22 protein-coding genes are annotated in these 23,379 nt (G+C 72.3%); 16 read left to right on the forward strand and 6 right to left on the reverse strand.

Going from position 1 to position 23,379, the window contains the following annotated elements; translation table 11 throughout:
• Window positions 1-36 precede the first annotated feature (36 nt).
• From pafA to ACFYXU_RS32590, 11 genes are all read left to right on the forward strand, one after another.
• Entirely contained in the window at window positions 37-1,398 is a 1,362-nt protein-coding gene (pafA, locus tag ACFYXU_RS32540; RefSeq protein ID WP_189804522.1) for a Pup--protein ligase, read from the forward strand.
• A gap of 117 nt (window positions 1,399-1,515) precedes the next feature.
• Window positions 1,516-2,457: an FKBP-type peptidyl-prolyl cis-trans isomerase gene (locus ACFYXU_RS32545; protein WP_329855886.1), complete on the forward strand. Its 942-nt coding sequence runs from the start codon at window positions 1,516-1,518 to the stop codon at window positions 2,455-2,457.
• Between the two features lie 58 nt (window positions 2,458-2,515).
• Window positions 2,516-2,893, forward strand: a complete 378-nt coding sequence (locus tag ACFYXU_RS32550) for an FKBP-type peptidyl-prolyl cis-trans isomerase (RefSeq protein WP_376515380.1) — start codon at window positions 2,516-2,518, stop codon at window positions 2,891-2,893.
• Between the two features lie 123 nt (window positions 2,894-3,016).
• Window positions 3,017-3,973 (forward strand): helix-turn-helix transcriptional regulator, encoded by a 957-nt coding sequence (locus tag ACFYXU_RS32555; RefSeq protein ID WP_376515383.1) that lies wholly within the window; start codon window positions 3,017-3,019, stop codon window positions 3,971-3,973.
• A gap of 16 nt (window positions 3,974-3,989) precedes the next feature.
• Complete coding sequence (locus ACFYXU_RS32560; protein ID WP_329855890.1) at window positions 3,990-4,943, forward strand: WYL domain-containing protein; 954 nt, start codon at window positions 3,990-3,992, stop codon at window positions 4,941-4,943.
• Between the two features lie 52 nt (window positions 4,944-4,995).
• On the forward strand, window positions 4,996-5,259 hold the full coding sequence (locus ACFYXU_RS32565) for a hypothetical protein (RefSeq protein WP_361393719.1): 264 nt from the start codon (window positions 4,996-4,998) through the stop codon (window positions 5,257-5,259).
• A 210-nt stretch (window positions 5,260-5,469) separates the two neighbouring features.
• A complete protein-coding gene (locus ACFYXU_RS32570) occupies window positions 5,470-5,667 on the forward strand; it encodes a hypothetical protein (RefSeq protein WP_329855893.1) in 198 nt (65 codons plus the stop codon).
• Between the two features lie 184 nt (window positions 5,668-5,851).
• Window positions 5,852-6,142: a Sec-independent protein translocase subunit TatA gene (gene tatA / locus ACFYXU_RS32575; protein ID WP_329855894.1), complete on the forward strand. Its 291-nt coding sequence runs from the start codon at window positions 5,852-5,854 to the stop codon at window positions 6,140-6,142.
• Between the two features lie 104 nt (window positions 6,143-6,246).
• Window positions 6,247-7,149, forward strand: a complete 903-nt coding sequence (tatC, locus tag ACFYXU_RS32580) for a twin-arginine translocase subunit TatC (protein ID WP_329855925.1) — start codon at window positions 6,247-6,249, stop codon at window positions 7,147-7,149.
• 210 nt (window positions 7,150-7,359) lie between these two features.
• Window positions 7,360-10,188, forward strand: a complete 2,829-nt coding sequence (locus tag ACFYXU_RS32585; RefSeq protein WP_389408662.1) for a DEAD/DEAH box helicase — start codon at window positions 7,360-7,362, stop codon at window positions 10,186-10,188.
• 179 nt (window positions 10,189-10,367) lie between these two features.
• Window positions 10,368-11,900 (forward strand): cytochrome P450, encoded by a 1,533-nt coding sequence (locus ACFYXU_RS32590; protein WP_389461242.1) that lies wholly within the window; start codon window positions 10,368-10,370, stop codon window positions 11,898-11,900.
• A 69-nt stretch (window positions 11,901-11,969) separates the two neighbouring features.
• Here ACFYXU_RS32590 and ACFYXU_RS32595 read toward each other — a convergent pair whose 3' ends face one another.
• Genes ACFYXU_RS32595 through ACFYXU_RS32605 form a run of 3 tightly spaced genes read right to left on the reverse strand, consistent with a single transcriptional unit; the run spans window position 11,970 to window position 14,315 of the window.
• Window positions 11,970-12,938 carry an ADP-ribosylglycohydrolase family protein gene (locus ACFYXU_RS32595; protein WP_389461244.1) on the reverse strand — a complete coding sequence of 323 codons (969 nt, stop codon included), beginning with the start codon at window positions 12,936-12,938 and terminating at the stop codon, window positions 11,970-11,972.
• 4 nt (window positions 12,939-12,942) lie between these two features.
• Complete coding sequence (locus ACFYXU_RS32600) at window positions 12,943-13,395, reverse strand: ABA4-like family protein (protein ID WP_389461246.1); 453 nt, start codon at window positions 13,393-13,395, stop codon at window positions 12,943-12,945.
• Window positions 13,392-14,315, reverse strand: coding sequence for a hypothetical protein (locus ACFYXU_RS32605; protein ID WP_389461449.1), 924 nt, complete (start codon window positions 14,313-14,315; stop codon window positions 13,392-13,394). The genes ACFYXU_RS32600 and ACFYXU_RS32605 overlap by 4 nt, the downstream gene beginning before the upstream one ends.
• 198 nt (window positions 14,316-14,513) lie before the next feature.
• On the opposite strand from ACFYXU_RS32605, the gene ACFYXU_RS32610 reads away from it, so the two are divergent.
• Window positions 14,514-15,146, forward strand: a complete 633-nt coding sequence (locus ACFYXU_RS32610) for a MerR family transcriptional regulator (protein WP_376515398.1) — start codon at window positions 14,514-14,516, stop codon at window positions 15,144-15,146.
• A 600-nt stretch (window positions 15,147-15,746) separates the two neighbouring features.
• Here the strand turns inward: ACFYXU_RS32610 and ACFYXU_RS32615 are convergent.
• Together ACFYXU_RS32615 and ACFYXU_RS32620 are read right to left on the reverse strand one after the other, a co-directional pair.
• Window positions 15,747-16,583 (reverse strand): siderophore-interacting protein, encoded by an 837-nt coding sequence (locus ACFYXU_RS32615; RefSeq protein WP_376515400.1) that lies wholly within the window; start codon window positions 16,581-16,583, stop codon window positions 15,747-15,749.
• A 126-nt stretch (window positions 16,584-16,709) separates the two neighbouring features.
• Entirely contained in the window at window positions 16,710-17,615 is a 906-nt protein-coding gene (locus ACFYXU_RS32620) for a 5'-3' exonuclease (RefSeq protein WP_329855929.1), read from the reverse strand.
• A gap of 362 nt (window positions 17,616-17,977) precedes the next feature.
• On the opposite strand from ACFYXU_RS32620, the gene ACFYXU_RS32625 reads away from it, so the two are divergent.
• The 4 genes from ACFYXU_RS32625 (at window position 17,978) to ACFYXU_RS32640 (ending at window position 22,288) form a co-directional block, all read left to right on the forward strand.
• Window positions 17,978-19,054 (forward strand): glycine betaine/L-proline ABC transporter ATP-binding protein, encoded by a 1,077-nt coding sequence (locus tag ACFYXU_RS32625; RefSeq protein WP_389408667.1) that lies wholly within the window; start codon window positions 17,978-17,980, stop codon window positions 19,052-19,054.
• Window positions 19,047-20,843, forward strand: coding sequence for an ABC transporter permease/substrate binding protein (locus ACFYXU_RS32630; protein ID WP_329855903.1), 1,797 nt, complete (start codon window positions 19,047-19,049; stop codon window positions 20,841-20,843). Before ACFYXU_RS32625 ends, ACFYXU_RS32630 begins: the two co-directional genes overlap by 8 nt.
• A 163-nt stretch (window positions 20,844-21,006) precedes the next feature.
• A complete protein-coding gene (locus tag ACFYXU_RS32635; RefSeq protein ID WP_389461248.1) occupies window positions 21,007-21,558 on the forward strand; it encodes a helix-turn-helix domain-containing protein in 552 nt (183 codons plus the stop codon).
• A gap of 13 nt (window positions 21,559-21,571) precedes the next feature.
• Window positions 21,572-22,288, forward strand: a complete 717-nt coding sequence (locus ACFYXU_RS32640) for a helical backbone metal receptor (RefSeq protein WP_389408758.1) — start codon at window positions 21,572-21,574, stop codon at window positions 22,286-22,288.
• On the opposite strand, the gene ACFYXU_RS32645 is transcribed toward ACFYXU_RS32640, so the two are convergent.
• Entirely contained in the window at window positions 22,215-23,375 is a 1,161-nt protein-coding gene (locus ACFYXU_RS32645) for a TDT family transporter (RefSeq protein ID WP_389461250.1), read from the reverse strand. The genes ACFYXU_RS32640 and ACFYXU_RS32645 overlap by 74 nt on opposite strands.
• Window positions 23,376-23,379 lie beyond the last annotated feature (4 nt).

The raw sequence follows: 23,379 nt of genomic DNA on the forward strand, positions 1-23,379 counted from the left end.
GGTTTCAGCGCACGCCGTCAGGCGTAATGTTCAGACATGGACCGCCGCATTTTCGGGCTGGAGAACGAGTACGGCGTCACGTGCACGTTCAGGGGACAGCGCCGGCTGTCTCCTGACGAAGTGGCGCGCTACCTCTTCCGCCGTGTCGTGTCATGGGGCCGCAGCAGCAATGTCTTCCTGCGGAACGGCGCCCGCCTGTACCTCGACGTGGGTTCGCATCCGGAATACGCCACACCGGAATGCGACAACGTGACCGAACTGGTCACCCACGACAAGGCCGGCGAGCGCATTCTCGAGGGCCTGCTCGTCGACGCCGAACGCCGCCTGCACGAGGAGGGAATCGCGGGCGACGTCTACCTCTTCAAGAACAACACCGACTCGGCCGGAAACTCCTACGGCTGCCACGAGAACTATCTCGTCGCCCGCCACGGAGAGTTCTCCCGGCTCGCGGACATCCTCATTCCCTTCCTCGTGACGCGGCAGCTGATCTGCGGCGCGGGAAAGGTCCTCCAGACCCCGCGCGGCGCGGTCTACTGCGTCTCCCAGCGTGCCGAGCACATCTGGGAGGGTGTCAGCTCGGCCACCACCCGCTCGCGCCCCATCATCAACACCCGGGACGAGCCGCACGCGGACGCCGAGCGCTACCGCAGGCTGCACGTCATCGTCGGCGACTCGAACATGTCCGAGACGACCATGCTGCTCAAGGTCGGCGCCACCGACCTGGTGCTGCGCATGATCGAGGCGGGCACGGTCATGCGCGACCTCACGCTGGAGAACCCCATCCGGGCGATCCGCGAGGTCAGCCACGACATCACCGGCCAGCGCAAGGTCCGCCTCGCCAGCGGCCGGGAGGCCTCCGCCCTGGAGGTCCAGCGCGAGTACTACGAGAAGGCCGTGGACTTCGTCGACCGGCGCGGCATCCGCTCCGGCACGGTCGCCCAGGTCCTGGAGCTGTGGGGCCGCACGCTCGACGCGATCGAGAGCGAGCGGCTCGACCGCATCGAGACCGAGATCGACTGGGTCATGAAGCACCGGCTCATCGAGCGCTACCGGGCCAAGCACAACATGACCATGTCGAACCCGAGGGTCGCGCAGATAGACCTCGCCTACCACGACATCCACCGTCGTCGCGGGCTGTACTACCTGCTCCAGAAGAACGGACAGGCCGCCCGCATCTGCAACGACCTGAAGATCTTCGAGGGCAAGTCGGTGCCCCCGCAGACCACTCGGGCCCGGCTGCGCGGCGACTTCATCCGCCGCGCGCAGGAGCAGCGGCGGGACTTCACCGTCGACTGGGTCCACCTCAAGCTCAATGACCAGGCGCAGCGGACGGTGTTGTGCAAGGACCCGTTCCGCTCCGTCGACGACCGGGTGGAAAAGCTGATCGCCGGAATGTAGGCAGGTCGTATCGGTCGGCAGGGCCCCGCACGTTCGGCGTGCGGGGCCCTCGACGTGAGAGGAGGAGCGCCTAGAGTGTCGGCACCACTACTGTGCCGTCTGAGATCTGAGGAACACGTGCGCCGACTTGCCGGCCTTCTCGTCGTCCCACTGCTGCTGCTCTCCACAGCGGCGTGCGGCAGCGACGACAAGGGCTCCGATTCCGCCTCGATGACGAACGGACTGCCCTCCATCACCGCGGGGCAGAAGTTCGGGGAGAAGCCGACCCTCGCCAAGGGTGAGGGCGACCCGCCCAAGGAACTCAAGGTCAACGTCATCAGCGAGGGCAAGGGCCCGGTGACGAAGAAGGGCGACGCGCTCCAGGTGAACTACCTGGGTCAGGCCTGGGACTCCACCACCCCCTTCGACAACAGCTTCGACCGCGGTCAGCCCTTCGACGTGACGCTGGGCGCCGGTCAGGTCATCAAGGGCTGGGACCAGGGCCTGGAGGGGCAGAAGGTCGGCAGCCGCATCGAGATCGGCATCCCGCCGGAGCTCGGTTACGGCGAGGCGGGTTCGCCGCCCAGCATCAAGCCGAACGCGACCCTCGTCTTCGTCGTCGACATCCTCAAGGCCGTCACGATCCCCAAGTCCGCCACGGGCACCCCGGTCGCCCAGGACAACAAGGACCTGCCGGTCGTCGGGACGAACACCGACGGCAAGGCCCCCTCGCTGACGGTCCCGAAGACGGACCCGCCGACCAAGCTCGTGTCCAACTACGTCCTGGAGTCCAAGGGCGAGGCCGTCAAGGCCACCGACACGGTCGTCGTGAACTACGTCGCCGCCCTGTGGAAGGACGGCAAGGTCTTCGACTCGACGTACACCGCGGGCAAGCCCGCCAACTTCCCGCTGCCGCAGCTGACGCTGAAGGGCCTCAAGGACGGTCTCGTCGGCAAGAAGGTCGGCAGCCGCGTCCTGATCGTCGCCCCGCCGTCCGAGGCCTTCGGCGACAAGGAGCAGCAGGGGATTCCGAAGAACTCCACCCTCGTCTTCGCCGTGGACATCCTGACGAAGATGTAAGACTGTCCCGTTCGCGCGTCCCACCGTCGCGCGGTTCATCGGTATGAGGAGCAGTTCAGTGAGCATCGAGAAGCCCGAGATCGACTTCCCGGGTGGCGAGCCGCCGAAGGACCTGGAGATCAAGGACCTCTGGGAAGGCGACGGCGAGGTCGCCACGGCCGGCCAGTTCGTGCAGGTCCACTACGTGGGTGTGGCCTTCTCCACCGGCGAGGAGTTCGACGCCTCCTGGAACCGCGGCAGCGCGCTCGAGTTCAAGCTCGGCGTCGGCCAGGTCATCGCGGGCTGGGACCAGGGCGTCCAGGGCATGAAGGTCGGCGGGCGCCGCCAGCTGATCATCCCCGCGCACCTCGCCTACGGCGACCGCGGCGCCGGCAGCGCGATCGCCCCCGGCGAGACGCTGATCTTCGTCTGCGACCTCGTGGGCGTGAAGGGCTGACGTCCGCCCGAGCCGAGGGCCCCCGCCGTGAGACGGCGGGGGCCCTCGGCTTTGGTCCCGACACCCCGGGGCGGTACGGTCGGACGTCGAGAAGTGCAACCGGCGAAGGGGTGCGGGGCGTCGATGGCGATTGCCAAGTCCGAGCGGCTGATGAATCTCGCGCTGTGCCTGCTCGGGACGCGTCGCCCGCTGAGCAAGCGGGAGCTCCGCGGCTCCATCGAGGCGTACCTCGAGGCCAGCGGTGACGACGCCTTCAACCGCATGTTCGAAAGGGACAAGGACGATCTCCGCGAGCTCGGCCTGGTGATCGAGACGGTCGAGAACCTGGAGGGCGAGACCGGTTACCTCGCCCGCCGCGACTCCAACCGGCTGCCGCCGATCACCCTCGACGCCGAGGAGGCCGCCGCGCTCGGCCTCGCCGCCAAGGTGTGGCAGCAGGCCCGGCTCGCCGGCGCCGCGAGCGGCGCCCTCCAGAAGCTCCGCGCCGCCGGCATGCCCGAGGCGGAGGACTCGTACGAGACCCAGCCGAGCGCCCTCGAACCGCGCATCCCCGTCCACGAGACCGCCTTCGAGCCCCTCATGCTGGCCTGCCGGGACCGCCGGCCCGTCGTCTTCGACTACCGCAAGGCCAACGCCGCGCGGCCGGAGACCCGGCAGGTCGAGCCCTGGACCCTCGAATGCTGGCGCGGCCACTGGTACCTGGCCGGCTGGGACCGGGACCGGGGCGCCGAGCGCGTCTTCCGGCTCTCCCGCATCACCGGAAAGGTCCGCTCGCGGGCCGGCGCCTTCACCGCGCCCGTCCCCGACGTCTCGACCGTCCGGGAGACCGTCGAGAGCTGGGCCGGCGAGACCGCCACCCGCTCCGCGCGGATCCGGCTGCGCGCCGGCTGCGGCTACCCGCTGCGCGCCCGTGCCCGGGCCGTGACCGGGGGCGCCGACGGCTGGGACGAGCTGGAGATCCCGTACGGGCACGGGCTCGACGCCTGGCTCGTCGAGTTCGGCCCCGACGTCGTCGTACTGGAACCGGCCGATCTGCGGGCCGACGTGGTGGAGCGGCTGCGCGCCGTCGCCAAGGGCTGAGGGGGAGACGTACCGCATGGCTGCCAACGCGATCGACCAGACGAGGCGGATGCTCTCCCTCGTCACCTATCTCCGTGAGCGCCCCGGCGCGCACGTCGCCGACGTGGCGCGTGCCTTCGGGATCACCGAGGACGAGCTGATCTCCGACCTGGACGTGCTGCCCATGTGCGGCACCAGCTTCCGGGGCGGCGACCTGCTCGACATCGACACCGACGGCGACCGGATCTGGTGGCACAACCCGGACGACGTGGCCGAGCCGCTGCGGCTCGCCGCGGACGAGGCCACCGCGCTGCTCGTCGCCGCCCGGGCCGTCGCCACCCTGCCGGGGCTCCGGGAGAGCGACCGGGACGCCCTGCTGCGCGCCACCGCGAAGCTGGAGGCGGCGGCCGGCGAGGCCGCCGGGGCCAGCGCCCGGCTCTCGGTGACCTTCGAGTCCGAGGGCGGGGTCTTCGCCGAGGTCGACCGGGCCATCTCCGAGCGCAGGCGGCTGTGGGTGCGGTACTACTCGCCAGCGCGCGACGAGCTCACCGAGCGCGAGGTCGACCCGATCCGGCTCTTCGCCGTCGGTCACACCTACATGGAGGCGTGGTGCCGGCTCTCCGAGGCGCGCCGCACCTTCCGGCTCGACCGGGTCGCCGAGATCCGGATCCTCGACGAGCACGCGGCGCCGCCGGAGCTGGAGCTGCGCGACCTGTCCGAGGGCCTGGTCCAGCCGTCGGCCGACGACCCGGAGGTCGTGGTCGAGGTGGGCCCCGGGGGCCGCTGGGTCGCCGAGTACTACCCGCACGACCGGGCCGAGGAGCTGGCGGACGGCGGGCTGCGGATCACGCTGCGGACGCCGGACCCCGCCTCGCTGCGCAGGCTGGCGCTGCGGCTCGGCAGCGACGGACGGATCGTCGCGCCGGCGGAGCTGGCCGACAGCGCGCGGACGGCCGCGGCCGCCGCGCTCGCCGCGTACGAGGGCGTGTGACGTTCCCCGCTCCGGAGACGCTGTGACCGACGTGACGCGAGAGTCGAGAGAGATGAGGGAGATGTCCGTGATGCACGGTTTTGCGGCGTCCATGGCCCCGGTCCTCTTCAAGGCCGCCTGCCCCGACTGCCGCTCGCGCTTCGAGCTCTCCGCCGGCGCCCTGCGCCTGGCCATCGGGGCGAGCCGCCGCACCACCTTCTACTCCTTCACCTGCCCCGAGTGCGGCAGCTCCGTCCGCAAGCCCGCCGGGGAGCGCATCGTCGAGCTCCTGACCGGCGGCGGGGTGCGGACCCTGCGCCTGCACACCACGGTCTGAACGGCTCTGGGCGCGGACTCCGCGCCCGCATGCCACTGTCTGAGCGGCCCTGGGGCGCGGACCCCGATCCTGCACGCCACGGTCTGAGCGACCCTGGAGTGCGGACCCCGCGCCCGCGCACCACCGCCTGAACGCCCCTGGGGTGCGGACCCCGCGCCCGCGCACCACCGTCGGAGCGAGCCGCACCCGCCCAGCGTCTAGGCTCAGCACATGTTCTGGCCCATGCTCGCCATCGCCCTCGGCTTCCTCGGCCTCGCCGTCCTCGGCGTCCTCGCCGTCCGGGTCTTCCTGGAGGTCCAGCGGCTCGGCCGCCAGGTGGCCCGCACCTCGGAGCGGATCCAGCGGGCCGCGGAAGACCTCGAAACCGCCGCCGCCGACCTGGCCCGGACCGGTGAGTCGCTTCGCTGAAGCAGTGCCGTACGCTGCAATGAGGGCCCCGTCCGGGGCCCGCGGGACGCAATCGGGAGTATGCACGGGCATTGCCCCGCGTTTACTCCTGCGGGTTACGATCGCAGGCAGCGCGGTGGCCGGACGCATGTCCGACCCGCCGGGCACGCACTCCATGTCGCCTCGGTGAAGAAGGTAAACAGCTATGGGTAGGCTCGGCCCCACCGAGATCATTCTCATTCTCGTCGTCGTCATTCTCCTGTTCGGCGCCAAGAAGCTTCCCGACATGGCCCGCTCGCTGGGCAAGTCGGCCCGCATCCTCAAGAGCGAGGCCAAGGCGATGAAGTCGGACGACCAGCCGGTCGCCGCCCCCGCCCCCGCCGACCCGCCGCACCCCGCCACGCCGGAGCCCGCCCCGCGCACCATCCAGGCCGCTCCCGGCGACGTGACCAGCGCGCGTCCCGTGACCGAGCCGTCGGACACCACCAAGCGCTGACCCGGTCCGCCGCGGCCGTCGCACCGTGCGGCGGCTGCCGCACGAGATGAGGACGTGGGTTGCCCAAGTCTGCCCGCAAGCAGGAGAAGGATCCCGAGGGCCGGATGCCCCTCGTGGAGCACCTGCGTGAGCTCCGCAACCGACTGGCGAAGGGCATTCTCGCCATCACGGTGGTGACGATCGCGGCCCTCGTGTACAGCGAGGAGCTGCTGCAGTTCCTGTCGAAGTCGGTGCCCAAATGCCCCCCGAACGTCACCAGTGACGGCGGCAACTGCGCGGTCGTCACCTTCAACACGCTGATGGCCCCCTTCAGCACGACGATCCAGGTGTCGCTGACGGCGGGTCTCGTCGTCGCCAGTCCCGTCTGGCTCTACCAGCTGTGGGCCTTCATCGCGCCCGGACTGCACAAGAGCGAGAAGAAGTACACGTACGCCTTCGTCGGCGCGGCCGTGCCGCTCTTCGGCGCCGGCGCCTACCTCGCGTACCTCATCCTTCCCGTCAGCGTGAAGGTGCTCATCAGCCTCACGCCCGCCGGCTCCGCGAACCTCCTGGCGCTGAACGACGTCCTCGACTTCACCCTGCGCATGGTGCTCGTCTTCGGCCTTGCCTTCGAGCTCCCGCTCGTCCTGGTGATGCTCAACCTCACCGGTGTCCTGAGCGGCCGCCGCATGGCCGGCTGGTGGCGCGGCGTGATCATGGGCGTCTTCATCTTCGGCGCCGTGATCACCCCGACCACCGACCCCGTCGGCATGCTCGCCCTCGCCGGGCCGATCACGATCCTGTACTTCGCGGCCGTCGGGTTCTCCCTGCTCAACGACCGCCGGCGGCGGCGCGGCAACCCCGACGCCGAGCTCGACGACGACGAGGCCTCCTCGCTCGACCTCACCCCCGAGGCCGTCGCCTCCGTGGAGCCGATCAGCGCCGCACCGGCCCTGCCCGAGCAGGTCACCGGGGGGTACGCCGACAAGGGCGTGAAGCGACTCAACGGGTACGACGACATCACCTGATCACCTGATCACCTGATCACCTGCTCCCGTCAGGCACGCGGATCGGCGCAAGGCCCCCCGGACTCGGTCCGGGGGGCCTTCCCTGTGGGCCTTCCGCAGGGGTCCCGACCCGCCGGGGCCCCTCCCGGACACCCCCGGAATCAAAGCCTCCGCATCCCCTCGATAAAGATCGCGTCACTGTCAGAGGTGGCGGGTAGGCTCGACGACAAGATGACAGAGGACCTCACTCCAGCCCAGGCGTACGCGGCAGCCCTCGCGCGCAACGCCGAGCAGGCCACCGCCCTTGCGCCCTTCCGCGAGATGTACGAGTTCGGTCTGGACCCGTTCCAGATCGAGGCCTGCAAGGCACTCGAAGCGGGCAAGGGCGTGCTCGTCGCCGCGCCCACCGGCTCCGGCAAGACCATCGTCGGCGAGTTCGCCGTCCACCTCGCCCTCACGCAGGGCCGCAAGTGCTTCTACACGACGCCCATCAAGGCGCTGTCGAACCAGAAGTACGCCGACCTCGTCAAGCGGTACGGCGCCGACAAGGTCGGCCTGCTCACCGGCGACAACAGTGTGAACGGCGACGCGCCGATCGTCGTCATGACCACCGAAGTCCTCCGCAACATGCTGTACGCGGGCTCCCAGGCCCTCTCCGGCCTGGGGTACGTCGTGATGGACGAGGTCCACTACCTCTCCGACCGCTTCCGGGGCGCGGTCTGGGAGGAAGTGATCATCCACCTCCCGGAGTCGGTCACGCTCGTGTCGCTCTCCGCGACCGTGTCCAACGCCGAGGAGTTCGGCGACTGGCTCGACACCGTCCGCGGCGACACCGAGGTCATCGTGTCGGAGAGCCGCCCCGTGCCCCTCTGGCAGCACGTCCTCGCCGGACGCCGGATGTACGACCTCTTCGAGGAGGAGACCGACCACGGCGGCCGCGGCGCGTCCCGCCGCGAGGTCAACCCCGACCTCCTCCGCCTCGCCCGCACGGAGAACACGCGCACGTACAACCCGCGCGACCGGCGGCGCGGCAAGATGGTCCGCGAGGCCGACCGCGAGCGCGAGCGCCGCCAGCGCTCCCGGATCTGGACCCCCGGCCGCCCCGAGGTCATCGAGCGCCTCGACGCGGAGGGGCTGCTGCCCGCCATCACCTTCATCTTCAGCCGCGCCGGCTGCGAGGCCGCCGTTCAGCAGTGCCTCTACGCCGGACTCCGCCTCAACGACGACGAGGCGCGCCTGCGCGTCCGGGAGATCGTCGAGGCACGCACCGCCGCCATCCCCACCGAGGACCTCCACGTCCTCGGCTACTACGAGTGGCTCGAAGCGCTGGAGCGGGGCATCGCCGCCCACCACGCCGGCATGCTCCCGACCTTCAAGGAGGTCGTCGAGGAGCTCTTCGTCCGCGGCCTGGTGAAGGCGGTCTTCGCCACCGAGACCCTCGCCCTGGGCATCAACATGCCCGCGCGCACCGTCATCCTCGAGAAGCTCGTCAAGTGGAACGGCGAGCAGCACGCGGACATCACCCCCGGCGAGTACACCCAGCTCACCGGCCGCGCGGGACGCCGTGGCATCGACGTCGAGGGGCACGCCGTCGTGCTCTGGCAGCGCGGACTCGACCCCGACCACCTCGCCGGGCTCGCCGGCACGCGCACGTACCCGCTGCGCTCCAGCTTCCGGCCCTCGTACAACATGGCGGTCAACCTCGTCGACCAGTTCGGCCGGCACCGCTCGCGCGAGCTCCTGGAGACCTCCTTCGCCCAGTTCCAGGCCGACCGCTCCGTCGTGGGCATCTCGCGCCAGGTCCAGCGGAACGAGGAAGGGCTCGACGGCTACCGCGAGGGCATGACCTGCCACCTCGGAGACTTCGAGGAGTACGCGCGGCTGCGCCGCGACCTCAAGGACCGCGAGACGGAACTGGCACGGCAGGGCGCCGCCCAGCGCCGCGCCCAGGCCGCGAGCTCCCTGGAGAAGCTCAAGCCCGGCGACGTCATCCACGTCCCCACCGGCAAGTTCGCGGGCCTCGCCCTCGTCCTCGACCCCGGCATCCCGGCCGGCCGCACCAACGGGCACCGCGGCTTCGAGCACCACGACGGGCCGCGGCCCCTCGTCCTCACCGCCGAGCGGCAGGTCAAGAGGCTCGCCTCCATCGACTTCCCGGTCCCGGTCGAGGCGCTGGAGCGCATGAGGATCCCCAAGTCCTTCAACCCGCGCTCGCCGCAGTCCCGCCGCGACCTCGCCTCCGCGCTGCGGAGCAAGGCCGGGCACATCAACCCCGAGCGCCACCAGCGCCAGCGCGCGGCCGCCGCCGATGACCGCGAGATCGCCCGGCTGCGCACCGAGATCCGCGCGCACCCCTGCCACGGCTGCGACGAGCGCGAGGACCACGCCCGCTGGGCCGAGCGCTACCACCGGCTCCAGCGCGACACCCAGCAGCTGGAGCGGCGCATCGAGGGCCGCACCAACACCATCGCCCGCACCTTCGACCGGATCGTCGCGCTCCTCACCGAGCTGGACTACCTGCGCGGCGACGAGGTCACGGACAACGGCAAGCGGCTCGCCCGGCTCTACGGCGAACTCGACCTGCTGGCCAGCGAGTGCCTTCGCGACGGAGTCTGGGAGGGCCTCACTCCGGCCGAACTCGCAGCCTGCGTCTCCGCGTTGGTGTTCGAGGCGCGTCAGTCGGACGACGCCGTCGCCCCCAAGCTGCCCACGGGCAACGCCAAGGCGGCGCTCGGCGAGATGGTACGGATCTGGGGCCGACTCGACGCGCTCGAAGAGGATTTCAAGATCAACCAGGCGGAGGGTGTCGGTCAGCGCGAGCCCGACCTCGGCTTCGCCTGGGCCGCGTACCAGTGGGCCTCCGACAAGAGCCTGGACGAGGTGCTCCGGGAGGCGGAGATGCCCGCGGGTGACTTCGTCCGCTGGTGCAAGCAGGTGATCGACGTCCTCGGGCAGATCGCCGCGGCGGCGCCCAAGGAGAACAGCACGGTCGCCAAGAACGCCCGCAAGGCGGTGGACGCGCTGCTGCGCGGTGTCGTCGCCTACAGCTCCGTGGGCTGACGGGGTCGTCGATCGTCAGCGAAGGGCCCGTGGCCGGTGCGCCACGGGCCCTTCGGCATGCCCCCGAGCCCCCGGCAGGGGTTTTCCACAGGTCGTCGTCCACAGGGGTGGCGCGGGGGGCCGGGCTTCCGCTTGCATGGACTCGCAAGCAGGGAGAGTCAGTTGGGGAGGGAACGCGCATGACCACGCAGGCCGGTCCGGACGCCGGGACGGAAGACGAGGGGCAGCGGACCGGAGTGTCGGCAGGCGGGCCTACGGTGACGGTCGGGGAGCCGGGCGTAGGGGTGGCGGCGGTCGAGGAGCCGGGAGTGGGGGCGGTGGCGGTCGGAGAGCCGGGAGTGAGGGAGGCGCCGGCCGGGAAGCCGGGGGGCGCGCCGGTCTTCGCCGAGGGGCCGCGGGGAGTGCCCCTCCTCGGGAACCTGCCCGCCTTCGGCAAGGACCCGCTCGCCTTCTTCGAACAGCTCCGGGAGCGCGGGGACTTCGTCCGCTGGCGCTTCGGCCGGGGTCCCGCCCTCTTCATCGCCCACCCCGAGAGCATCGGCGAGCTCCTCACCGAGATCGAGCGCACCTTCGACCAGCCGGACCTCGGCATCGCCTTCCGGACCCTCCTCGGCAGCGGGGTCATCGTCTCCAAGGGCGCCGACTGGCGGCGCAAGCGCTCCCTCGTCCAGCCCTCGGTCCGTCCCAAGCAGGTCCGGTCCTACGCCTCGACGATGGCCGAGTGCGCCGTGGACCTCGCCGACCGCTGGAGCGACGGACAGCGGATCGACATCAAGAAGGAGATGGCCGCCCTCACCCAGCTCATCGCCGTCCGCACCATCTTCGGGGTGGACACCGCCGCCGACGCGGAGGCCATCGGGCGGGCGATGGACGTCGCGCAGCGGGAGATCGGTGCCGAGTTCAGCGGCATCGGGGCGGTGCTGCCGGACTGGCTCCCCACGCCGGGCCGCGCCCGCATCAAGCGCGCGACGGCCGTCATCGACGCGGAGGTCTCCCGGGTCGTCTCCCGTCACCGTGACGGCGACACGGAGCGCCCCGACCTGCTCAGCCGGCTGCTCGCCGCGCGGGACGAGACGGGCGCGCCGCTCTCGGACCAGGAGATCCGGGACGAGACCGTCACGCTGTACATCGGCGGGCACGAGACCACCAGCTCCACCCTCGTCTGGGCCTGGTACCTGCTCTCGCGCAACCCCCGGGTCCGGGACGCGCTCGCCGAGGAGCTCGACCGGGTGCTCGTGGACCACGAGCCCGGGTACGACGACTACGCCGCGCTCACGTACACGCAGGCGGTCATCAAGGAGACCCTGCGCCTCTACCCGACGATCTGGCTCCTCACCGGCATCGCCAAGGAGGGCGCCACCCTCGGCGGCACCCCCGTCCCGGCCGGGACACGGGTCTGGTCGAGCCAGTGGGCGACGCAGCGGGATCCCCGCTGGTACGGGGACGCGGAGGCGTTCCGGCCCGAGCGCTGGCTCACCGGGGAGGACGGCGAACCGGCCGAACAGATACCGGAGTACGCCTGGTTCCCCTTCGGAGGCGGCCCCCGGGTCTGCCTGGGCACCCGCTTCGCCCTGGTGGAGGCGGTCCTGGTCCTCGCCGTCCTGGCCCGCCGCTACCACCTGGACCTCACGACGGAGGAGATCCTCCCGGTCCCCAGCCTCACCCTCCAGCCGGACCGCGACGTACTGGCCACGGTCCGGGCCCGGGGCTGAGGGGGTGCGGCTCCGGGCGGACGACCCGGAAGCGTCCGGCTCCTCGACGGCCCGGTGGCGGCGGCCGGTTCAGATCCGGCCCCCGCCCCCGCCGAGGACTCCGCCCCCGCCAGGGCCCTCCGCGAGGGAGCGGGCGAGGGTTCGCAGGTCCTCGGCGTGCAGGACGCGGCCTGCGGAGCCGGGGAGGGGGACGTGGAGAGGGGTCGTCCAGCGGGCGGGGATGGCGTCGGGGCCGTACACCGCGCCCGCGAGGGTGCCGGTCACGGCGGCCACGGTGTCGGTGTCGCCGCCGAGGTCGACGGCCGCCGCGAGAGCTGCCTCGAAGGAGTCCGTGGTCCGCAGGGCCCAGAGCGCCGAGCCGAGGCAGGGCCAGACGGCGCCGTTGAACTCGGTCGCGTCGTCCGGGTGCCAGTGCGGGGCGAGGACCCTCGCCCACCGTTCCCGGTGGGCCGGGTCCACCTCGGCCAGCGTGGCGTTCACGGCGGCGAGGGGGTCGTCGCCGAGCAGGGCGACCCGGACCAGTTCGTGCAGGACGGCGGTGCCCTCCCAGGCCGCACGGTCCCCGTGCGTGAGCGCGGCGATCCGACGGGCGGCGTCCATCGTCTCCGTCCGGCCCCGTGCCGCGAAGTGGACCGCTGAGGTCGAGGCCCTCATGAGTGAACCGTTCCCGGCCGCACGGCCGTTGACCTGGAAATACAGTGCGGCGGCGATGTCCCAGGCGTCGCCGCCCAGCAGGACCTGCTCGGTCTGGAGGCCGATGTCCTTGGGGTCGGCCGCAGCCCAGAGCCGGAAGCGTGCGAAGACGTCCGGAAGGTCCAGGCCGCCCCGCTCCAGGAGCGACTCCCCGAGCAGGACGGCCATCTGCGTGTCGTCGGTCGCCTCGCCCGGATCCCAGCCGCCGCCCCCGCACAGCTCCCCGACGCCGTCCGGGAACCGTTCCCGGAAGACGCCCGGCGCGCCGAACTCGAAGGGCGCGCCCAACGCGTCGCCCACGGCGGAACCCAGTACGGCGCCCACGGCTCGGTCGGTGTCTGGCATGCGGTCAGACTAGGGCGGCCGGCGCGGGCCGTCGGTCCCTTCGGGGGGTTCCGGTCGCGCGGGCGATCAGGAACAGGGGCAGGCCGACGGGAGACAGGAGGATCGTCAGGAGCAGCAGCGGGCCCATCAGGAAGGGGGAGAGCGAGAGGCGGCGGGCCTCGCGGTACATCCACTGGCCCAGGAGGAGGTCCCAGGCGATGACCTGGGCCCAGAGGGCGGCGGCTCCGTTCGGGTGCGCGGTGAGGGCGCGGAACGTGTCGAGGTCGGGGCTGGTCACCGCCGCCCACAGTTCGGGCAGGACGGGTGCGGCCAGGACGGCCCAGACGGCCAGGATCGGCAGGACGGTCAGCGGCGAGGCCGCGAGGCGCTCCGTGACCCGCAGGCCCGGCGCGAAGATCATGAGCAGCCAGACCGGCGCCGCGAGGAGGAACGTCAGCTCGAAGAGGAAGCCGGTCATGCCGCGACCTCCTCGGTGAGAGCGGGGGATGCGGTGCGGCGGGTGCGGGTGGTACGGAGCGACAGGGCCGTCGCCGCACCGCCCGCGACCACGATCGCCGCCGCTCCGGCGAGCGTCGCGCCGTCCGGCGCGAGGAGCGCCTGGCCGCGCAGGGCCTGCCAGGTCAGGAGGACGAAGGCGGCCCCGTAGACCGCTGAGCCGGTGAGCGTGAGGCGCAGTCGGACGCTCTCGTCGGCCAGGCGCGCGAAGGCCGGGAAGCGGGCGGAGCGCGCGGCGAGGGCGGTCAGGACGATCAGCAGCAGCGGGAGCAGCTGTAGCGCGTGCATGCCGAAGAAGTGGGCTATGCGCAGGTCGCCGCCGGTGGTCGCCCAGCCGGTGACCGGCATCGACGGTCCGCCGTCCGGGACGCCGACGCTGTGCGCGCCGCTGATCGGAGGGTTCTCGACCGCCAGCTGTTCCGGCGTCGGACGGACCATCAGGAAGCCGACGCCCGCGCCCGCCAGGGCTATCAGGGAGGACAGGCGGACGGCCCAGGCCATCGCCCGGTCCAGGATCTTCGCCCGCAGCAGCAGGACCGCGATGACCAGGGCGCCCAGCCACAGGACGACGACGGTGGCGCCCATGATCTGGAAGACGGCGCCGTCGAAGGGGGTCGCCTGGTTGAAGTGGCTCTGGGTGCCGCGGATCACCTGGAGCGTGATGAGCGCCATCTCGACCACGCCGGCGACGGTGATCACCGTCCCCGCCCACCAGCTGGCCCGCCGGCCGCGGGGGAGCAGGGTCAGCATCCAGGCGAGCGACAGCGCGTAGGCGATGAACGAGACGGAGAACTTGAACGGCTTCGTCCAGATCGGGACGCCGACGAGTACCCGGTCGTCGACGGCGATGCCGACGGCGGAGACGAGCGCGAGGACGCCCATCGACGCGGAGAACCAGAGCAGCGGGCGGTGTAACCGGGTCGGTGTGGCCGGTGAGTTCTGCGGGCGCGGTGAAGACGACATACGAATCCCCCATGCAAAGTATGGATAGTGGCACTCGCCACTATCTGATAGCGCCACTATCTATGATGGGGTGTCGGTCGGCAAGGGCCGGGGGAGAACCTGGAAGGTGAACACGCGGTGCGCATCGGAGAGTTGAGTCGTACGACCGGGGTGTCGGTGCCGACGATCAAGTTCTACGTACGGGAAGGTCTGCTGCCCGCCGGAGAGCTCACGAGTCCGAACCAGGCTTCGTACGGGGAGACGCACGTGCGGCGGCTCCGCCTGATCCGGGCGCTCATGGACGTGGGCGGCCTGTCCGTGGCCGCGGTCCGTGAGGTGATCGTCGCGGTCGACGACTCCGAGCGGCCGGTGCACAAGGTGCTGGGAGCGGCGGCGAGCCGGCTCGTGCCGCGCTACGACCACGAGCCGGGTGCCGGCATGGAGGAGGCGCGGGAGCGGGTCGCCGACCTGATCGCCGAGCGCGGCTGGCACACGCACGAGGGCGGGCCCGCCGCGGAGGCCCTCGCGACGGCGCTCGCGGCCCTGGAGGACGCCGGCCACGGGGCGTTCACCGAGGTCCTCGGCGCGTACGCGGACGCGGCGGAGCGGGTGGCGCGGGTCGACCTGGAGTACGTCGCGCACCACGTGGCGCGCGAGGAGGTGGTGGAGAGCGTGGTCGTCGGCACGGTCCTCGGCGACGCGATCTTCTCGGCCCTGCGCCGGATCGCCCACGCGGACGCCTCGGACCGCGCCTTCGGCCGCACGACCTGACGCCGCGGGGACGGGCCGACAGCTTTGCGGTGGGGCGGTTCCGGCCACGGGTACGGCGACACCGGGATACCGCACTGGTCGGGCCCGCGCCGCTGGGCGTACGGCATCTCCCGGGCGCCGAGGGCCGCCGCGTACACCTGGTCCGCCGGGCCTACGGCTCTGCCGGGGGCGGGCTGTCGCGTGCCCCCGGGTGCGGGGGCGTACGGGTTTCGCCGCCGCGTGGCGTCAGGGGTCCCGCGCGGGGGAGGGCGGCACCGCGCCGTACGTACGCGGGGGCACACCCGTCTGGCGTGCCTCGGCCCGCGCCCGCAGGCGCTTCGCACACCTGGCCACCGGGCGTGCGGCCTCGACCGGGCGATGCGGACCGCCGCGTGCACCCCGGTGCGGCGCCGGTCGTGCGCGTGTTCGCAGGGCGACGGGTGACCGTGGCGGACGAAGGGCTGCTCCCCGTCGGTCGTGCGAACGTGCCGCTCCCCGTCCTGCGGCCGTGCTCACTCCGTCAGCCGTGACCGGCGCGGGCCGTCCTACCGGACGGGCCCGGGAACCCCGAAGGGCGGCGCCGTGTCTCGGTCGCCGCCCTTCGGGGTCGTTCGCGCGGGCTCAGTTCTCCTGTTCGCGCTCCACCTCGTCGTTCCACTCGCGCTTGATGGCGCGCCACGCCTCGTCCGACTTGCCCAGCCGCCAGTAGCCCGAGATCGACAGGCGCTCGCGCGCCACGCTCCGGTCGTGCCGCAGGTGACGGCGGAGCTCCTTCACGAAGCCGGCCTCGCCGTGGACGAAGGCCTGCACGTCGCCCGCCGGGAACTCCAGGGCTGTGATCGCCTCCACCAGCGCCTCGCCCGCCGGGCGGTCGCCGCGGTGCAGCCAGGTCACGTGGATGTCCTTGGACGTCGCCAGCTTCTGCTCCTCGGCCGCGTCCGAGACCTCGACGAAGGCCTGTGCCCTCGCGCCCTCGGGGAGTGCCTCCAAGGCCACCGCGATCGCCGGGAGCGCGCTCTCGTCGCCCGCGAGCAGGTGCCAGTCCGCCTCCGGGTCCGGCGCGTAACCGCCGCCGGGGCCGAGGAAGCGCACCGTCTCGCCCGCCCGGGCGCGCGCCGCCCACGGGCCCGCGAGGCCCTCGTCGCCGTGGACCACGAAGTCGATCGTCAGCTCGTGGTGGACCGGGTCCCAGGCCCGCACGGTGTACGTCCGCGTCGTCGGCCACTGGTCCCGGGGGAACTCCGCCCGGATCCGCTCCATGTCGAAGGGCTCCGGGTAGGAGACCCCCTCCGGGGCGAAGAGCAGCTTCACGTAATGGTCGGTGTAGGTGTCCGCCGCGAAGCCCGCAAGCCCGGGGCCTCCCAGCACGACCCGCACCATGTGCGGAGTGATCCGCTCGGTGTGCACCACGCGTGCTTCCGTGGCCTTCGGTGCCTTGCGGGCCTGCTGCTCTGCCACGACGGGCTCTCCTGACTCTGCGCACTTAGGTATGCCTAAGCTAGCATCCCGAGGCAAGAGGGGCACGGCGTGACCCGAGCGGCCCCCGTGACCGGAGCCCGGACCGGGCCGCCGCGGGGCCTCCTGTCAGCGCTCCAGGACCGGCAGCAGGCGCCCCACCGCACCGCCCAGACCCCAGCGCTTCACCAGCGTCTCCAGGGCGGCCGGGTCGCGGGGCGCGGTCGGCAGGGCCGCGGTGAACTCCGGCAGCGGCGCGTCGGAGGCGACCCGCACCACCGTCGGCGCCACGTCCAGGTAGGCGGCCGCCTCCACGATCCCGCGCCGCTTCGCCGGCGTCAGCTTCGACGTGCGGTCCTCCGCCGCCGCCCGGACGCCCGCCAGGTCCCCGTACTCCGTGATCAGCTGCGCCGCCGTCTTCTCCCCGATGCCCTTCACCCCGGGCAGTCCGTCGCTCGCGTCCCCGCGCAGGGCCGCGAAGTCCGCGTACTGGTCGGGCCGCACCCCGTACTTCGTCCGGATCATCTCCCCGTCCACGAGGTCGCAGTCGCCGACGCCCTTGCGGGGGTACAGCACGCGGATCCCCCGGGCGTCGTCGACCAGCTGGAACAGGTCGCGGTCGCCGGTGACGATGTCCACGGGTCCCTCGGCGCGGCCGGCCAGCGTCCCGATCACGTCGTCCGCCTCGTACCCCGCGGATCCGATCCGCGCGATGCCGAGCGCCGCGAGCACCTCCTCGATGACCGGTACCTGCGGGGACAGCGTGTCCGGGATCTCCTCCTCGTCGGGCCCGGTCTCCGTCTCCACGGCCACCCGGTGCGCCTTGTACGAGGGGATCAGGTCCACCCGCCACTGCGGCCGCCAGTCCTCGTCCCAGCAGGCCACCAGGTCGTCGGGGTGGTGGTCCTGGACGAGCCGGGTGATGAAGTCGAGCAGGCCCCGCACGGCGTTCACCGGGGTGCCGTCCGGGGCCCGGACGGAGTCCGGTACGCCGAAGTACGCGCGGAAGTAGAGGCTGGCGGTGTCGAGGAGCATCAGGCGTCGCGTCACACCCCGATCATGCCGCACCCCACCGACAGTCCCCTCCGAGCGACAGGCCGTCGCTCCCGCGACGCCGACACCCCTCCCGGGCGGCAGGCCCTTCCTCGTCGGCCCTCGCGTCGCCCCCGCCCCCGCGGCGCCCCTCCCCGCCCCGCCCCTCACCCGCGCGTGACCCCCGTCACCTTTGCGTTTGCACTCGATGGGGCCGGGCAGGCGCGAGCCCGGAGCGGAACCCGGTACGGGATTCAACGAAAAGGATCTCGCAACGAGACGGGCCGCGGGCCGATCCCGCCCGCTCCACGGCCGGCCACGCGGGGGTGGTGGGGCCGTTCTTCGTTTCTACCCGTGAGGTGTATGTGTCCAGGCTCCAGGCCGACCACCTGTTCAAGGTGTTCGGCAGACGACCCGACGAAGCCGTCCGCCGGCTCGTCGACGGCGCCGACCGCGAGGAGCTGCGCGCCGAAGGGACGACCGCCGCCGTCGTGGACGCCGGCTTCGCCGTCGACCCCGGTGAGATCTTCGTCGTGATGGGCCTGTCCGGTTCCGGGAAGTCCACCCTCCTGCGCATGCTCAACGGCCTGCTCGAACCCACCGCCGGCCGGGTCCTCTACGACGGCCACGACCTCACCGCGCTCTCCCCCCGCGAGCTGCGCGCGGTCCGGTCCACCAAGATCAGCATGGTCTTCCAGCACTTTGCGCTCTTCCCGCACCGGAACGTCCTGGAGAACGCCGCCTACGGCCTGGAGGTCCAGGGCGTGCCCCGCGCCGAGCGCGAGACCCGCGCCGCCGAGGCCCTCGAACTGTGCGGTCTGGCCGGCTGGGAGAAGTCTTGGCCGGACGAGCTCTCCGGCGGCATGCAGCAGCGCGTCGGCCTGGCCCGCGCGCTCGCCACGGACGCCGACCTGCTCCTGATGGACGAGTCCTTCAGCGCGCTCGACCCGCTGATCCGCCGCGACATGCAGGACCAGCTCCTGGTGCTCCAGAAGCGCCTGAAGAAGACGATCGTCTTCATCACCCACGACCTCAACGAGGCCATGCGTCTCGGGGACCGGATCGCCGTCATGCGCGACGGCCGGATCGTCCAGCTCGGTACCGCCGAGGACATCCTCGTCCGCCCCGCCGACGACTACGTCGCCTCGTTCATCCAGGACGTCGACCGTTCGCGCGTGCTCACCGCCTCCGCCGTCATGACGGAGTCCGCCACCCCGGCCGACTGCCCCGACGACTGCTCCTGCCGGGCCGTCGGCCCCGACACGCTCGTCGCCGACCTGTGCGCCGTGGCCGCCCTGGCCCCGCACCCGGTGACCGTCGAGGACGCCGACGGCTCCGTCCTCGGAGTCGTACCGACCGAGCGGCTCCTCGCCGTCATGGGCGGTGCCGCCGCCACGAGCGTCCCGCTCGCCAAGGCCGAGGAGGTGACCGCCGGTGCCTAGGCTCCCCCTCGGCCAGTGGGTCGACAGCTCCGTCGACTGGCTCCAGGCCCAGTTCTCCTGGCTGTTCGACGCCGTCAGCACCGGCGTCACCGGCCTCTACGACGGCATCGACGCCGTCCTCTCCGCGCCGCACCCGCTGCTCTTCGCCGGCATCCTCGCCATCGGAGCCTGGTGGCTGCGCGGCCTCGCCGCCGGTGTCCTGGCCTTCGCGGGCTTCGCGCTCGTCGACTCGGTCCAGCTGTGGGACGAGGCGATGGCGACGCTCTCGCTCGTCCTCGTCGCCACCCTCGTCACCCTGGTGATCGCCGTACCGCTCGGCATCTGGGCGGCCCGCTCGAACACCGTCAGCGCCGTCCTGCGGCCGGTGCTCGACTTCATGCAGACCATGCCGGCCATGGTCTACCTGATCCCCGGCATCATCTTCTTCGGCGTCGGCGTGGTCCCCGGCATCATCGCCACCATCGTCTTCGCGCTGCCCCCGGGCGTGCGCATGACCGAGCTCGGCATCCGCCAGGTCGACGGTGAACTCGTCGAGGCCGCCGAGGCGTTCGGCACCACCCCGCGCAACACGCTGGTGCGCGTGCAGCTGCCGCTCGCCCTGCCGACGATCATGGCCGGCGTCAACCAGGTCATCATGCTCGGCCTCTCCATGGTCGTCATCGCCGGCATGGTCGGCGGCGGCGGGCTCGGCGGCGCCGTCTACCGCGCCATCGGCAACGTCGACATCGGCCTCGGCTTCGAGGCCGGCGTCTCCATCGTCGTCCTCGCCATGTACCTGGACCGGATGACCGGCGCCCTCGGCCGCCAGGTCTCCCCGCTGGGCCGCCGCGCCGCCGCCAAGGCGCGCGCCGCGCTGAGCGCCAAGCGCCCCGGCGCCAAGGTCTGGGCCCACCGCCCGCAGCCCGTCGCCGCGCTCGTCGGCGTCGTCGTCCTGGCGCTCGTCGCCGGCGGCATGGGCTTCCTCGGCGGCAAGGGCGACACCGCCTCCGCCGCCGGCCAGGGCAAGAAGGTCAGCATCGGCTACATCCCCTGGGACGAGGGCATCGCCTCCACGTACCTGTGGAAGGAGCTCCTGGAGCGCCGCGGCTACGAGGTCGAGACCAAGCAGCTGGAGGCCGGCGCGCTCTACACCGGCCTGGCCGGCGGGCAGCTGGACTTCCAGACCGACTCCTGGCTCCCCGTCACCCACGCCCAGTACTGGGAGAAGTACAAGAACAAGCTGGAGGACCTCGGCTCCTGGTACGGCCCCACCTCCCTGGAGCTCTCCGTCCCCTCGTACGTGAAGGGCGTCGACTCGCTCGCCGACCTCAAGGGCAAGGCCGGACAGTTCAAGGGCCGCATCGTCGGCATCGAGCCCAGCGCCGGAATGATGGGCATCCTCAAGGACAAGGTCCTCAAGGACTACGGCCTGGAGGGCGAGTACAAGGTCGTCGACGGCTCCACGCCCGGCATGCTCGCCGAGCTGAAGCGCGCCTACGACCGCAAGGAGCCTGTCGTCGTCACCCTCTGGTCCCCGCACTGGGCCTACTCCGCCCACGACCTGAAGAAGCTCGACGACCCGAAGGGCTCCTGGGGCAAGGGCGACGGCGTCCACACCCTCGCCCGCAAGGGCTTCGCCGCCGAGAACCCCGAGGTCGGCGCCTGGCTGAAGCACTTCAAGCTGTCCGAGAAGCAGCTCACGGACCTGGAGGCCGTCATCCAGGAGACCGGCAAGGGCAAGGAGCAGGAAGCCGTCCGCACCTGGCTGGACCGGAACCCCGGCCTCGCGGAGAAGCTCACGCCGCAGTAGCCCCCACGGGGGTGCCCGAGCCCACGGGGGGCTCACTGGCCGAAAAGGGGTGGTCGCCGAACGTGTTCGGCGACCACCCCTTTTCGTCACGGCGCGAAACCCCGCCCCAAAGCTGCGTAAGGTTCAGGTAACCGACCGGTACGAGCTGAGGGAGGGAGCCGACATGGACGACAAGGAAGCACCCCGCGTGGGCGCGGCCGTCAAGAGGCGCCGCAGAGCGCTCCAGCTGACCCTGGCCGTCGTCGCCTCCCGCAGCGGCCTGTCCGTACCCTTCCTCAGCCAGGTCGAGAACGAGCGCGCCCGCCCCAGCCGCCGCTCCCTCGAACTCGTCGCCGAGGCCCTGGAGACCACGGCCGGCGAACTCCTCGCCGCCGCCGAGGCCTCCCGCACCGTCGACGTCGTACGGGCCGGGGAGCCGGCCCCGGGCATGCCCCCGGGCGTCCGCACCCTGGTCCGGGGACGCCACCAGCTGCACGCCCTGGAGTTCACCGGCGAGCAGGACGCGGGACGCGAGTTCCAGCACCGGAACGACGAGCTGCTGTACGTCGCCGACGGCGCCGCCGAGGTCGAGGCCGAGGGCCGGGCCCACCGGCTCGGCCGCGGCGACACGCTCTACCTGTCCGGCGGCGTGCGGCACCGCTGGCGCGCCACCGAGCCCGGCACCCGGCTCCTCGTCGTCGCCGTCGCCGAGCACGTCGAGGCCGAGGAGGAGTGAGGTCCCCGTGCCGATGAGGGTCGTCTCCCTCGTGCCGTCCCTCACCGAGGCCGTCGCCGTCACCGCGCCCGGCGTCCTCGTCGGCGCGACCGACTGGTGCAGCCGCCCCGCCGGCCTCGACGTCGTCCGCGTCGGCGGCACCAAGAACCCCGACGTCGCGGCGATCGCCGCGCTCCGGCCCGACCTGGTCCTCGCCAACGAGGAGGAGAACCGCGTCCCCGACCTCGCCGCCCTCCGGGCGGCGGGACTCGACGTCCTCGTCACCACGATCCGCACCCTCGACGAGGGGCTCCGGGAGCTGGAGCGCGTCCTCGCCGCCTGCGGCGCCGGCCGGCGGCCCCGCTGGCTGGCGGACGCCGAGGCGGCCTGGGAGTCCGTGACGCCGTCGGCGCCGCGCACCGCCGTCGTACCGATCTGGCGCAGGCCCTGGATGGTCCTCGGCCGCGACACCTTCGCCGGCGACCTGCTCGCCCGCCTCGGCGTACACAACCTGTACGCGGACCACGACGAGCGCTATCCGAGGATCGCCCTGGACGAGCTCCGTGCCGCCGGGCCCGACCTCGTCGTGCTGCCCGACGAGCCCTACCGCTTCACGCCGGACGACGGCCCCGAGGCCTTCCCCGGGACCGCCGCCGCCCTCGTCGACGGACGCATGCTCACCTGGTACGGGCCGTCACTCGCCGAGGCGCCGCGTGCGCTGTCCCGGGCCCTGCGAGCAGCGCACCGCTGACCAGCCCGCGCAGGGTGTGGAAACCGGCCACCAGCCAGGCCGCCACGAGGAACACGTACAGACCGATCGCGAGCCACCGGAACACGGCCAGACCGGTGTGCTGGGCCAGCCCCTCGGCGCCCGTCACACAGGTCCCCACCGGGAACGTGAACGCCCAGAACGTCATCGCGAAGCCCATGCCCCGCCGCCGGGCCCGCAGGACCATCGCCCCGGCCAGCACCAGCCACAGCAGCGCGAAGCCCATCACCGGGACCCCGTAGAGCACGGCGAAGGCGGCGAAGCCGTGCGCGTACGGGGCGGGCAGCACGCCCGCGGCCGTGTTGGCGAACTTGTTCGCGGCGGTCGTCGACTGGCCCAGCGGGCCGAGGACCAGGAAGAGGGTCGGCGTCAGCGCGAGCGGCAGCGGACCGCCCGTGACGAGCCGCCCGAAGACCAGCGGCAGCATCACCAGGGTGGCGAGGAGGCTGACGCCGAAGAGCGCGTAGCAGCCGATCAGCAGCGTCTGCTGGGCCTGCCCGGCGGGCAGGTGCGGCACGAGCAGCGGTCCGAGCGCGGCGGACACCATGGGCGCGACGACCGGCAGCAGCCACACCGGAGAGGCGCTCTCGATCCGGTGGTGCACCACCATGAGGTACGGGACGGCCACCGCCGCCACCAGTCCGATCACCGTCCCGGCGGTGAACAGGACCGTGTCGAGGGCGACGGCCGCGGGGAGCCCGATCCAGTCCCGGCCCACGATCAGCGCCCCGCCGCCGACCGCGAGCAGCGCCATCGACAGACAGCCGTAGAACGGCGCCATCGCCGGGTCCATGAGGTGCGCGCGGGCCTGGTCCCGGTGCCGGGCCCAGTGCGCGGCGCGCGCGGCGACCAGGGCGAGCAGCATCGCGAACGACAGGACCCAGACCGCGGCGCAGGCCGTACGGAGGCCCGGGACGTCCACCGGGAGCGCGGCGCCCGCGTTGGCGACGATGGCCGTGCCCATCACGGACGCGTACCAGTTGGGTCCGAGGTGACGGACGGACCGGGTCGCGCGGGCGCCGGGGGTGGTGGCGCGGAGGACGGGGAGAGGAGGTGCGAAGCTTGCCATGTCC

Origin of the sequence: Streptomyces sp. NPDC002232, assembly GCF_042890295.1 — a bacterium.
Classification (GTDB): Bacteria; Actinomycetota; Actinomycetes; order Streptomycetales; family Streptomycetaceae; genus Streptomyces.